We start from the raw sequence: 12261 nt of genomic DNA on the forward strand, positions 1-12261 counted from the left end.
GTGCTCACTCGTGCTTCTCCTTACGACTCTACCTGATCGCGCCTGCGCTGTCAAAGCGGCGTTGCGCACTATGCGGTGCATTATAGCACGAAGGTTCTTTTCGCACAAGTGGGCTATTTGGTTCGGCTCATCCATTCCCAAAGTTTCATTCCGTGGGCGATTCTGTGCCGAAAACGGTTGTGTGAGCGCACATCAGCGCACCGTCCAGCCGCCGGCGTTGGTGGCCGGTGTGTCGGTGTCGGCGCCATAGGGGGTGGCGCGCACGATGATGCGGTACTTGAATTTGTCCGGTCCGCGGTCGGGCCAGCAGGTTACAAGGGTCACCATCTCTTCGCTCGTCGGGGCGATGTAGAGCGCGTTCATCGCCTGCTGTTCGGGCGAGACCCCTTCTTCGTGCACCAGAATCTGCTCACGCACCATGTAGAGACGCTGCTGTCCGCCAGCAAACAGGATAATCGGGTCGCCTTCCTTAACGTTGATCAGGTCTTTGAACACTTTGCCGTATCCGCCGACGTGACCGGCAAGCACGATGTTGCTCCCTTCGCCAGGGTTGGCGGATCCGCGATGGTGTCCCACGGCGTATTCGGCGACCTGCCACACCGCGACCTGCTGGCCGTTCTGTTCCTGGGTTTCCCAGCCGACTTCGACGACTTTCGAGTCGACGCCGATGCTCGGGATGATGATGCGTGAAATCTGTGACGGAACGGCAGACCTGACAATATTCGGCACATCGCTGATGAGTTGTCCTTCGGCGGTGTTGAGGCGCGACGCGATGAAGGGGAGCGGTGCGACGAACGGCGCCGGTTCAGCGCCGGGATCGCGCGGCGCCGCGACGGGTGCAGGCGGAGGGACGTCAGTATCGCCGCGTGCGGCGTAACGGTTGAAGTCGGCCTGGGCGTAGACTCCGCCGACATACGCCAGCAGGATGGCGCCGATCAGCATGAGCAGGTTGCCTAACGTCCAGTAGAGTTTTTCGCGGAATGTCGCCGGCGCTCCGGTACGACCGGGCTTGCGCTGGAATATCAACATGCCTTGAGTCTTCGGCGATGTCGGGAGGTTGATACGGTTGTTGCGGATGATGTGTTTCATGATGTTATCGAAACGCTCGCCCGGCGGGTGACGGCGCGGGCTCCGATGTGCGACGCCCGCCTGCGCGGGCTATGTCTTACCCCACGCGCGCCCGGCGGGTGACGGCGCGGGCTATGTCGCTTCTCTCGTAATGATGCCGCTCTCTCACGGATTGCATCGGCGGCGCGTCATTGTTTCCCTTTAGTATAACGCACCTGTCCGAGTTGTGGATCTCAATTCAGCATCGAACGGTAGGCGCGATGATACTGTCGGGCGATCGCTGCCTGTGTGAACTGCGCCAGCACACGATCCCGTCCACGCCGCCCGAGGTTGTCGCGCAGCGCCGGGTCTTCTGCCAGCCGCCGCAATGCCGCTGCGAGCGCGGCGATGTCGCCTTCGGGGTAGATAATCCCGGCGTCGCCGATGACATCGGGAATGGCAGCCGATGAGGCGCCGACCACCGGAACCGCGCAGCTCATGGCTTCGACCAGGATGCGCCCAAACTGTTCCTTCCAGGTGCGCGTCGTGTGTGATGGCAGCACAAGCGCGTCGAGGCGGCGCAGTTCCTCAGGAACGCGGGTCGAAGGCATGCTGGAGTGGAGTTCGACGCGCCTGCCGATGCCCAGCGCGGCAACCTGCGCTTCAATGACCGGGCGCAGCGCGCCGTCGCCGATCAGCCGCAGGCGCACCGTCTCTGGCAGCCGCGCCACGGCTTCTACCAGGTCGAGCACTCCCTTCTCCGGCACCAGACGCCCGATGTAACCGACGACCATCATGGACGTATTGCGGTCGCGCTGTGCCGGGGCGTAGAGGTCGGGATCGACGCCGAACTGCGGCATGATGGTGAGCGGTCCTGCGTACCCGTGGCGGCGCATAATCGCCGCCGCTTCGGCGCTGCACGCGAAAGCGTGCGAAGCGTGGCGAAAGGCGTAGCGTTCGAAGAGGTTGAAGGGCGGCGGGTAGAAACGGTCGATGTTGGCGTAGTTGTAGAAGCAGCAGCGCGCGCCGTACTGCACCCCGGCGTGCAGCGCCAGAAAGGTCGCCAGGTTGAACGACTCCTCGTCGGCGTGCAGAATATCGGGGCGCACCTGGCGCACCAGCCTGCTGAACGTCGGGTAGAAGTGGAGGTGATGGCGACCGTTGAACGCAATCGGGAGCGTGACGAGGCGGTAGCCGCGGGTAAAGCGCCGTTCGAGCGGAATGACGCCGACGCGCGGTTCACGCCAGGCAGGCGGCACGGCGACGATCAGTTCGACATCCGGCAGCGCCGCCAGTTCTTCGCACTTCTTCTGGTAAGCGCCGTTGACCAGCGCTTTGGAAAGCATCAGGATGCGCATTCTCTGCAGCGTTTCTCAAATAACAGGAGTTGCGCGGTCGCCTCATCGACGATCCGCGGGACAGCTCGTTTTGCCTGCGGCAGAGCGGTACCTGTCTTCTGTGGCACGGTGCGGCGGCATTGCCGCTGCACCGTGCCACCTTCAGCGGGAGCGCCACGCTGCCGCGTAAGTCCTGTCAAATCAGGCGGACGCGAAGGCGCAAAGGCGCAAAGTCTTGCAAGAAATGCCAGATCTCTTTGTGTCTTCGCGCATTTGCTTCACCCTTTTTGAGCAACATTCTCACCCTATGAGTTCAGGGCGCGTTCATACACAGCCAGCGTTTCGCGCGCGAGACGTTCAGGGCGGAAGCAGGTTGCGCGCTCCAGACCGCGGCGGGACAGATCGGCGCGCAGGGCGTCGTCCGCCAGCGTGCGCCAGAGCGCCGCAGTCCAGCCACGAATATCGTCCGGCGGAACGCGCAGTGCCGCATCACCGACGACCTCGGGCAGGCTGGTTGCGTCGGCGACGATGACCGGCGCACCGCATGCCATGGCTTCGAGCGGCGGCAGCCCGAACCCTTCGTAGCGTGACGGGAAGGCGAACACCGTGGCGGCGGAATAGAGCAGCGGTGCGTCCTCGTAGGGCACGTCGATGCGTTTCACGAACGAATCTGCACCAGCGGATGCAATGATCGCGTTCAGGTCGGGGAACATGCGCGGGTCATTGCCGGACGCGCGTCCGGCGATCACGAGGGTGGCGGGTGGTCCCCCGGCGCGCCGCATCCGCGCAAATGCCTGCACGAGCATCGCCAGATTCTTACGCGCATCCAGCCCGCCGACATAGTAGACGAACGGCGTCGTCACGCCATAGCGCGCTGCGACTTCTCCTTCGGCGCATGCGCGGTCATATGGACGGAACTGCGTGCCAGCCGCAAGCGGGATCACCGTCACGCGCGCCGCGCGGCAGCCAAGATGACGAACGATGTCATTGGCGCTGTGCTGCGAAATGGCGATGATCCGCGTCGCGCGCCGCGCGGCGCGCGCTACCAGGCGCATGTAGAGACGAACCGCCGCGCTGCCGCGGTACTTCGGGAGCAGGAGCGGAATGATGTCGAGTATTGTGACGACCATTGGCAGCGGCGAAGCGAGCGGCGGCGCGAAATAGGGGACGTGGAACAGATCGGCGTGCAGGCGCGCCGCCGCAAGCGGGACGGCGACCTGCTCGAACCAGACCTTCGCCAGGTTCTCGCTGCGCCCGTCGAACGGTGTGCGCACCCATACCGCCTGAACCTCATGTGGAAGCGGTTCCGCCTCCGTGCGATACGCCGGCAACAGCAACGTCAGCCGGACATCGGGCGCAACGGCGGGCAGGGCATGCACCAGCATGCGCAGGTACTGCCCGCTGCCGACGGTCGGTTGGGACCAGAACATGCCATTGATGGCGAGGTGCATGGTTGCCTTGTTGCCGCTGCGAATAACGCGATCGTTCCGGTTGTGCATTATACACAGTGATGAGTGGGGAGTAGGCAGTGGGGAGTGGGGAACAGGGAAGAAGGAGTGGGGAACATCTGCCCGTTATGCATAACACTGCTTCCGATCGTGCTGCTTCTGGTATACTGCGGCTGGTTGCAACGGTTGTGCAGGCTGAAAGGGCGCCGCATATGCTGAACATTCAGGAGATCATGGCGATCATTCCGCACCGTTACCCCTTCCTGTTGATCGACCGCATTCTCGAACTCGAGCCGGGGCAGCGCGCGGTAGGCGAAAAACTGGTAACGATCAACGAGCCATTCTTTCAGGGACATTTCCCCGATCATCCGATCATGCCAGGGGTGTTGATTGTTGAGGCGCTGGCGCAGACCGGCGCGGTGGCGGCGTTGAGCCTGCCAGAGAACCGGGGGAAGATCGCGTTCTTTGCCGGGATCGACGGGGTGCGCTTCCGCAGACCGGTCTACCCGGGCGACACCCTGCGGCTAGAGGTACGGTTCGACAAAATGCGGCGCGGCATCGGCAAGGGGACGGGGGTTGCGACCGTGAACGGGCAGGTGGTATGTGAGGGGGAGTTGATGTTTGCGTTGAACGTTGAACGTTGAACGTTGCACGTGGGAAGGTTACAGGTTGAAGGTGGAGACGTTGCACGTGGGAAGGTTACAGGTTGAAGGTGGAAGGGCGGAGGGTGGAACTGTTGCACGCCGCACGTTTGAAGGGAGGAAGCGTGACGGTTGCGGGTTGAAGATGCGAAGGTGCGAAGGTGCGAAGGTTGCAGGTGCGAAGGTGCGAAGGTTGCAGGTAACCCCTAACCCTTAACCCCTTCCCAGAGTTGAAACCCCTTGCCTGCGTGTGTTAAGATAGATCATGAACACAACGCCGGAGTGGCGGAATGGCAGACGCTTCGGTCTTAAAAACCGATGGGGGCAACCCCGTACGGGTTCGAGTCCCGTCTCCGGCACCAGCATCAGAACGCCTTAAGACGCCTTCGGGTTGATCATTCGGATCGGCCCGAAGGCGTTTCATGTAGCCAATCATGGAGCCAAAGTCGGATTGTCTGCCGCCGTCCATGGCTGTGTACCGCCATTTGCTGCGTCTTGGCGGATGCATCTCTCGGAAATTCCTTACAGCGTCGAGTTTCATCACCGCACCACCTTGAAGTGAGCAAGAGGAGACGGGGCGTTCTGATGGCTCACGTCGATCGGCGCGCGAGCATATGCTCGATGATCAGGAGTGACTGGCGTAGATGGCGGGTCGGGAAGCGTTCGTAGCCGAGGCGTATGTGACGCTGGAGTCGCTCGAGATGCTGCCGCGAGACCAGGATTTGCTCGTCGGGAACAGGGGGAGCGCTAGAACTCGCCGGATGACCGATGGGAGCAGCAGCGGAGACAGCTCTCCAGGCTCATCTCCTGCGGCTCATCCTGGCTGCGCTGATGCTGGCGGCGGCCACGCCGCTCTCCGCTGACGAAGATGAGAATACAGGCGCTCCAACCCCACAGCCGCCGTCGCCTGCGCTGGAATATAGTCTCTTCCTCAGCGGATACCCCGAAATGCAGCCCTACGCCCTCGCCGTAGGCGCCGACTTCAGCCTGTACATTGCTGGCGAGGTTGAGGACAGACCGCGCCCTGATGGTGCGCCATTCACAGGGAGAGATGTGTTTGTCGCCAAGCTGAGTCCCGACGGCCGGCGGATGGTGTTTCTCACATATCTCGTGGGCTCCGGTGAAGAGAGCGCGTACGACATTGCAGTCGACGCGCGCGGTGCGACCTATATCACCGGGCGAACGAACTCGAACGACCTGCCGACGGTCGCTGCAGCCCAACCTGCTTATGCTGGCGCGCCGTTCATACGCGATAAGACCCTGGCCTTCGCGGAGGGCGATGGCGACGCTTTCGTCGCCAAACTTGATCCTGATGGGCGCACGTGGCGCTATGTCACCTTGTGCTCATTCCGGCGACGAGCAGAACCGAACGAAGCGTATTGCTCTGTTGGCTGGCTGCTTACCGTACCGTTGCTGTGTCGTGAGGAGTTTGATGCGGCGTTCGTTACAATGCTAGAGGACGCTGGCGCGTCTCGTGGCATCTTGCAGAAAAGGAGGGCAGGCATGAACAGTCAGGCGGCAATCTACCGCTGAACCATCGGGCTGATTGCACGAAGAGCGCTGCCGCGCCCTTGCCCCGGCGTGGATGCGTGCCCAGCCTGCCCCGCGTTAGCGGGGCTTCGTGCGCTCAGCGCAGACGTTATCAGTCCCTAAACGCGGTCGAGTCGTCTACGCCCGGCGTTTCAGCAATAGCGGTCAGGGTCTTGCTTCAGCCAGGCTCCAACCGGGCGGCGGCGCGTCTGAACGCCTGCGCGGACGGGCGTCCCTTAGCTGGCAATGCGAACACCGTCTACCATGCTCTCCAGCCGCGCTCCCCGGAGGTCGCCCCGTTGCGCCGCCAGGCGTGCCAGCCAGGCGAGTATCGTATCGGCAACCGTGAGATCGCTGATTGCTGCGAGCGCCAGGCGGTGCTGCGCATCCTGATCGCCAGCGTGCCGTGCCGCCAGGTATTCCAGCCGCAACCCGCGCGCCGCATCGCTCAGCGCCGGGATGCGCCGCAACTCGTTGTCAATGTCCGCCTGCGAATGACTGTCGGTTGTATCAAGCCATGCCTGCGTGGCGTCGACGAGCGCCAATCGTTCAGCGCTCAGCACACCATCCAGCATCGCCTGCGCCGAAGCGCGCGCTTCGGTGATCGCCATTGCAGCGCCAGCCGCATCGCCAAGCGCCATGAACATACAGGCGACGGAAAGACATGCTGGTGCGCGATAACCGGCATAGGTCTCCTGGTACGGCAGTATCAGCGCTTCGTACAGGATCTGTGCTGCCTCACTGGTGCGATTCTGGCTGTGCAGTGCGATAGCGGCAGCCATGCGCAGGCGAATCTCGTGCGCCCAGGGATCGCTGCGTACCAACCTCGTGCCCGGGTCCAGCCACGATAAGCCGCGATTTGCAACTGCGGGCAGTACAACAGGACGGAGTTCCTGCAGCAGCTCAGCACTGGTAAAGGTGCGGCTCTGCAGCGCAGCGCGCTGAGCCAGAGTCACGGCTGCCAGATTGCCGGAAAACGCCAGTTCGATCTGGTCGATCGACGTCTCCAGGATGGTTCGCAATGCCAGATCAGCCTGCTCGTCCTGGTCGCTGGTGAGCGCTGCAGCTGCCAGCCAGCCCAGCGCCATCTCGCGGTAACTGGGGTAGTCATCGAGCGCGACGAGCGCAACTGCACGAACGACGTACTTCCGATGCCAGTCCGGGTCCTCGCGCGTCTGAGCCACGACCCATGCCAGGCCACGCCGGAAGCGGTGCAGCGCATATTCAAGCACATCATCCACGCCTGGCGGCTGATCGGCATTCAGATCAAGCGTCGGCGCTCCAAACCAGTGTGCAATCTCCACCTCGGGGCGACTGGTCAGAATCAGCCGCACCTGCGCCGGCAACTCAGCGGGGTCATCGGTTGTCTCGTGGATCAATTCCGCAATAGTCTCGCCGCGATAGGTGAGCGCCTCATCGAGCGAATCGACGAGCAACAGGATGGTTTCGGCGAAGCCCGGCGCGCAAAGCTGCTCTAACGGACGCCGGACCGCCGATCGAAGGCGTGTCGCGCGGGAAGATCGGTAATGATGACCTGGTTGACGCCATACACCACGCCGCCGGCTGCCACCATGCCGACCGTCTGGGTGATCGTGATGCGCGGTTCACGCTGCTGAAGGTTGAGCAGCGCCGCGGCAAATGGCGCATATCGCTGCGCCAGCGCCGTGGAGAGCGCTTCGACGAAACGCAGCAGGTTGAGGGTGATATCATTGCCTGCCCGGCAGAAATAGGAACATGCCAGCGCCCGCGGTCCCAACAGCGGCCAGGAGTCGGCAGCAACTACACCCTCACTGAACTGGACCAGCCGGTTGGCAATGGCGGTTTTACCGCTGCCAGGACCCCCTGGAGCAGAAACCAGCGTCCGCCAGCAGGTGCAGCCAGCCAGTGCGTCAGCGCATCGAATACCCAGGCGCGCCCGACAAAGTCGTCCATTGGTCAATTCCGTTTCAACATTTACGGCTGGGGACCGCCCACGGAGAGGTGCAGCCTGCTGGTGCGATCGATTGCAGAAGCGTCCGGCTGCCGCCTCGCTCGCGCCGAACTTCCCCGCAGTACAGATATTCCTGAGAGCAAGCAGCGAAACGCTTCAGCAACCGGCGGTTACACTCCGTTTACGTGTGCGCATGAACGTCGTACACGTGGGCGCTTGGGTTGGTGACGACAGCGCCACGCGGCGTATGCTGCGCTCTGACGTCGTAACTGTTCACGCTCTTTCTGGGAGCGCAGGCGTTATGTGTTGCGCCCTAGGGCGGCGGGGCGCTGTAGCCCGCTGGCGCGCAGTTGCAGCCCGTCGCTCGTTGCGCCCTGGGGCAGCGGGGCGCTGTGCGCTGGCGCTTGCTGAGGCCATTCCGCCGCCGCTTCTCCTTTTCAGGGGCTGCCCCTGAGTCCGCTTTTTGTGCGACCGGCGGCATCGTTTACCCCAACCGTGAACACTTACCTGATGTCACCTGCTTGAACCACGAGGGTGGGGCAACCACGAGGATGGGGCAACCACAAGGGTTGTCCCTACGCTGGCGTGGGGTGGGGCAACCACAAGGGTTGCCCCACCTGGCGTGACGCAGGGCAACCACAAGGGTGGGGCAACCACGAGGGTTGCCCCTACATTGGCGTGACGCGGGGCAACCACAAGGGTGGGGCAACCACGAGGGTTGCCCCTACATTGGCGTGACGCGGGCAACCACGAGGGTGGGGCAACCACGAGGGTTGCCCCTACATTGGCGTGACGCGGGCAACCACGAGGGTGGGGCAACCACAAGGGTTGCCCCTACATTGGCGTGACGCGGGGCAACCACGGGGGGTTGCCCCGACGTTGGCGTGGGGGTGGTGCGGGGCAACCACAGGGGCGTCCCGCGACGATAGACCGGATTGCGGAACCGGGCGATTCTGACCGCCGGAGTTCTAAACCAGCCAGTCTTCCAGGACGAGGCCAGGCACGCGCTCGAAGTGACGTCCATTATGAGTCACCAGCGGCACGCCCCGGGTCAACGCGATTGCAGTAATCTGCAGATCAGCATCCGCCAGCCGTTCGCCACGGCGCTCCAGAGCCATTTTCAGCCTCCCGAAGCGGTGCGCAGCTTCTTCGTCGTATGCCACGACAGTGATGGTTGCCAGCAGGATGTCAATTTGCAATAGCTTCTCAGCCGGACGGGCGGAGCGTTCAGCGCCGTATACCAACTCCCCGACACTGATTGCAGTAATCGCCAGTTCCTCACCGGCGGCAACCCGCCTACGCAGGTCGAGAGCGCCGCGCAACAGCGCAATCCAATGGTCGCTGTCAAGAATCTTCATCGTTCCGGTCTGGACGGTTTGGCTGGCTTGCGCGGTTTGCCGCGAGGCGCTCAACGAGATTGGCGGTGTCGGGATCATCGCGCCAGAGACCGAAGGCGGCCATCGCCGGATGAACCGCACCCTGCTCGATCGCTTCCAGGAGTTGTTCGTCCTGTCCCAGCGCCGCCGCCAGCCGCTGCGCCACGCGCGCATTGCGTTCCAGCCGTTCAAGCTCATCGGCGGCGATTAGTACCGCCACCGGACGTTCACGGCGCTGGATCAAAAAACGCTCGCCGGCCGTTACGCGGGAAAGCAACTCAGACAGGCGTTCCTTTGCGTCGGCAACATTGATGGTCTCCACACGACCCCCTTTCTGGTCATTATGACCTGTAAGGATATTGTACACCAGGGAATGGGGAATGGGGAGCGGGCATCGCTGCGCCTTTACGCCTTTGGGTGAGAGGTGAGAGGTGAGAGGTGAGAGGTGAGAGGTGAGAGGTGAGAGGTGTGAGGTGTGAGGTGAGAGGTGAGAGGTGAGAGGTGTGAGGTGAGAGGTGTGAGGCGCGAGGCAGGGATGGAGGGGGTGCAGTCGTGATCTGGAGCGAAACCCGTCGATTTGTGGGCTGAAGAGATCAAGATTTGAGAACATAATCCGGTATTGCCACATCCAGCCCGCGCAGGCGGGCTTCGCACCCGGAGCCCGCGACTTTAGTCGCCGGGCGGGGTGGTGCGGGGCGGGACCACGCGGCGGGTGGGGCGGGACCACGCGGCAGATGGCGCGGAACCACGTGGCAGATGGCGCGGGGCGGGTGCGTGGGGCGTCCCGGCGGTGGCGCGGGGCGGGGTGACGCGGGTGTGGGGCGTGGGGCGTGGCGCGGGGCAACCACAAGGGTTGCCCCTACTCCCCATTCCCCATTCCCTACTCCCTACGCCTCCCGATCCCACGCTTCGAGCACCAGCCGCCGCGTGCGGTATTCGCCGTACTGCCGGCTCTCCTTCTCCTTCAGCACCCGGAACGTCTCGCCGGGGAAGTCGGGTCCGTAGATGTCCGCCGGGTCGAGGATGTAGCGCAACTCGTCCCGTGTCAGCCCGTAGAGTCGCGCGATGCGCGCGTCCAGCTCGGCGCGGGCGACGGCGCGGCGCGCTTCATGCCAGATGAAGGGGGAGAGCTGGTATTCACCACAACGGCGCAACGGACACGAGGATTCTTCATGCGGCCAGTCCTTTGTGCTCTCTGTGTCTTTGTAGTTGGCTTGCCAGCGCTCGTCGATCAAGGCCCGCAGCGCCTCGTCGCTCTCCTCCCGCACGTCTTCTGCAAAGGCCCGCATGTCCCACGCGGTGTAAACCAGTTCGAGCACCCGCGGCACGATGAAAGCGATGTCGGCGGGGGTGAAGGCTGACGGAGGGAGGACGGGGAGTTGGTTGAGATATGCGTAGGTCAGGTGCGTGCCACCGACTTTCTGGCGTGTGGCAAAATCAAAGACCAGGCTGTTGACTGTTGCCAGGAAACAGGCGATGTGAACTGAATTGACCTCTGCCGCAAACAGGATCAGTGGCGCTGTGTGCCCCACCCCCACGCGCGGGAGCAGGCTGAAGATCGCGGTGCGCTCATTGGTGGCGTTGGTGATGTCGCGGAAGCCGAGGAGCCACCGGCGCTGCCAGCGTCCGGCGAGGCGCGCTTCGACCTCGGCGGCGGCGACCCAGTAGCGCGGCGTGACCGTCACGGTCGGGTCGGCCAGTTCGGCGGGGGTGAGTTCGCGGGCGGACTCTCCCCCCCTCCCCAGCCCTCCCCCGCTGGGGGAGGGAGTCTGCTCAGGCTCAGCAACGAGCGGCGCGCCGGGATCGCTGAGCGTCTGGCGCCTCCCCCCGGCGGAGGGAGGTTGGGAGGGGGGCGCTGCGGAAGCCTCCCCATACGTCGCCCAGCGGTGGGTGAACTGGTGCAGCAGCTTCGCCTCGTACAACGGCAGCAGCCCCGCCCCCGGCGCGGTGTGGAAGAGGCGGCTGTCGTTGGACATGTCGAACATACGCAGAAACGACACGCCCCACGGATTCTCGCCGCTGCGCTCGTTGATCAGCACCGGCGCGCGGCGGTAGAGGCGCTTCGTCAGGTCGGCGTCGGCGCGGGTGCGAAAGACCGGTGCGGTGCGGGTGTTGGGGTTGATCAGCGCCAGGTCGCCAGGGGTGGGGGTGAAGACGCGCCGCTCATCGGCCAGGTGGCTCACCCTGGTGGCGAAGAAGACGAAGCGCGCCGGTTCCTCGGCGCGGCCAATGGTCAGCAGGCTGAACTTGTAGCTGCGGTGGACGCCGGGAAAGATCGCTTCACGGTTCTCGAAGTCGTACAGGCTGATCAATTGACGCCGTTCGTTGAGATCGCCGAAGAAGGCTTTGGTGCTGTCGTCGGTGGCGATGCCGGTCGGCACAATGATCCCCGCGCGTCCGCCGGGCGCGAGCAGACTGCGGGCCAGTTCGGCGAACAGGGCGTAGGTGTTGACATCACCCACGGCGGTGAGCGGGAAGCGGCCCGACGCGCGCATGAAGCGGCTCTCGGCGTCGGCGCGATACTTTGCAGCGTCATACGCGGCGATACGGGCGCGCTGCCAGGCGTCGCCGTTGCGCCATGCCCTGATCAGCCGCTCGCGTTCGGCTTTGTTGGCGGCACGCGCAATCGCGGGAACGTCAGCGAAGTGTTCCTGCTCCTGCAACTTGATCCGTTCCCACGGCGGGTTGCCGAGGACGACATCAAATCCTGTGCGGTGGGAGTCATTGCGGGCGACGGGCGCCCGGCGTTCGCCCGGCAGTGGACCGCCCGGCGGGTGCGGGTCGGGGGGTGCGAAGCCCGCCTGCTCGCCCGGCGGCGGAAGGTGCGGGTCGGGGTCAACGTCCATCAGCCCTCCATCATCCATCTCCCCACTCCCCACGCCCCCAAACACCTGGGGAAACTCCAGCTCCCAGTGGAAAAAGCCGACCTGCCGGGCCACGTCGGCGGCGCGC

At 63.9% G+C, this 12261-nt stretch carries 9 protein-coding genes, 1 tRNA gene and 1 pseudogene; 3 read left to right on the forward strand and 8 right to left on the reverse strand.

From position 1 onward, the window contains the following. Nucleotides 1-192: 192 nt before the first annotated feature. From AC3EA7_RS01085 to AC3EA7_RS01095, 3 genes are all read right to left on the reverse strand, one after another. The gene (locus AC3EA7_RS01085) at nucleotides 193-1089 is read right to left on the reverse strand and encodes a sortase (protein ID WP_488612174.1); all 897 of its coding nucleotides are present in this window, start codon (nucleotides 1087-1089) and stop codon (nucleotides 193-195) included. A gap of 212 nt (nucleotides 1090-1301) precedes the next feature. After that, entirely contained in the window at nucleotides 1302-2393 is a 1092-nt protein-coding gene (locus tag AC3EA7_RS01090) for a glycosyltransferase (protein ID WP_488612175.1), read from the reverse strand. A gap of 296 nt (nucleotides 2394-2689) precedes the next feature. After that, the gene (locus tag AC3EA7_RS01095) at nucleotides 2690-3883 is read right to left on the reverse strand and encodes a glycosyltransferase family 4 protein (protein ID WP_488612176.1); all 1194 of its coding nucleotides are present in this window, start codon (nucleotides 3881-3883) and stop codon (nucleotides 2690-2692) included. Between the two features lie 161 nt (nucleotides 3884-4044). On the opposite strand from AC3EA7_RS01095, the gene fabZ reads away from it, so the two are divergent. The 3 genes from fabZ to AC3EA7_RS01110 all read left to right on the forward strand — a co-directional run bounded on the left by fabZ (nucleotide 4045) and on the right by AC3EA7_RS01110 (nucleotide 6006). Beyond that, nucleotides 4045-4476: a 3-hydroxyacyl-ACP dehydratase FabZ gene (gene fabZ / locus AC3EA7_RS01100; protein WP_488612177.1), complete on the forward strand. Its 432-nt coding sequence runs from the start codon at nucleotides 4045-4047 to the stop codon at nucleotides 4474-4476. Between the two features lie 273 nt (nucleotides 4477-4749). Then, nucleotides 4750-4835 (forward strand) — tRNA-Leu (locus tag AC3EA7_RS01105). 406 nt (nucleotides 4836-5241) lie between these two features. After that, nucleotides 5242-6006 (forward strand): SBBP repeat-containing protein, encoded by a 765-nt coding sequence (locus tag AC3EA7_RS01110; RefSeq protein ID WP_488612178.1) that lies wholly within the window; start codon nucleotides 5242-5244, stop codon nucleotides 6004-6006. A 233-nt stretch (nucleotides 6007-6239) separates the two neighbouring features. Here AC3EA7_RS01110 and AC3EA7_RS01115 read toward each other — a convergent pair whose 3' ends face one another. The 5 genes and pseudogenes from AC3EA7_RS01115 to AC3EA7_RS01135 form a co-directional block, all read right to left on the reverse strand. Continuing rightward, nucleotides 6240-7439, reverse strand: a complete 1200-nt coding sequence (locus AC3EA7_RS01115; RefSeq protein ID WP_488612179.1) for a hypothetical protein — start codon at nucleotides 7437-7439, stop codon at nucleotides 6240-6242. A 38-nt stretch (nucleotides 7440-7477) separates the two neighbouring features. Next, nucleotides 7478-7942 carry a hypothetical protein gene (locus tag AC3EA7_RS01120; protein ID WP_488612180.1) on the reverse strand — a complete coding sequence of 155 codons (465 nt, stop codon included), beginning with the start codon at nucleotides 7940-7942 and terminating at the stop codon, nucleotides 7478-7480. A gap of 959 nt (nucleotides 7943-8901) precedes the next feature. Beyond that, nucleotides 8902-9291, reverse strand: coding sequence for a type II toxin-antitoxin system VapC family toxin (locus AC3EA7_RS01125; protein ID WP_488612181.1), 390 nt, complete (start codon nucleotides 9289-9291; stop codon nucleotides 8902-8904). Then, nucleotides 9278-9631 carry a type II toxin-antitoxin system Phd/YefM family antitoxin gene (locus tag AC3EA7_RS01130; RefSeq protein ID WP_488612182.1) on the reverse strand — a complete coding sequence of 118 codons (354 nt, stop codon included), beginning with the start codon at nucleotides 9629-9631 and terminating at the stop codon, nucleotides 9278-9280. Before AC3EA7_RS01130 ends, AC3EA7_RS01125 begins: the two co-directional genes overlap by 14 nt. 565 nt (nucleotides 9632-10196) lie before the next feature. Then, nucleotides 10197-12261: pseudogene (locus AC3EA7_RS01135) on the reverse strand (hypothetical protein); the annotation flags it as partial.

It is taken from the genome of Roseiflexus sp. (assembly GCF_057785375.1).

What these genes read in the sequence shown, in the direction of transcription:
- AC3EA7_RS01085 (WP_488612174.1), bottom strand. Translation starts at nt 1,089, where the DNA reads ATGAAACACATCATCCGCAACAACCGTATCAACCTCCCGACATCGCCG.
- AC3EA7_RS01090 (WP_488612175.1), bottom strand. Translation starts at nt 2,393, where the DNA reads ATGCTTTCCAAAGCGCTGGTCAACGGCGCTTACCAGAAGAAGTGCGAA.
- AC3EA7_RS01095 (WP_488612176.1), bottom strand. Translation starts at nt 3,883, where the DNA reads ATGCACAACCGGAACGATCGCGTTATTCGCAGCGGCAACAAGGCAACC.
- fabZ (WP_488612177.1), top strand. Translation starts at nt 4,045, where the DNA reads ATGCTGAACATTCAGGAGATCATGGCGATCATTCCGCACCGTTACCCC.
- AC3EA7_RS01110 (WP_488612178.1), top strand. Translation starts at nt 5,242, where the DNA reads ATGGGAGCAGCAGCGGAGACAGCTCTCCAGGCTCATCTCCTGCGGCTC.
- AC3EA7_RS01125 (WP_488612181.1), bottom strand. Translation starts at nt 9,291, where the DNA reads ATGAAGATTCTTGACAGCGACCATTGGATTGCGCTGTTGCGCGGCGCT.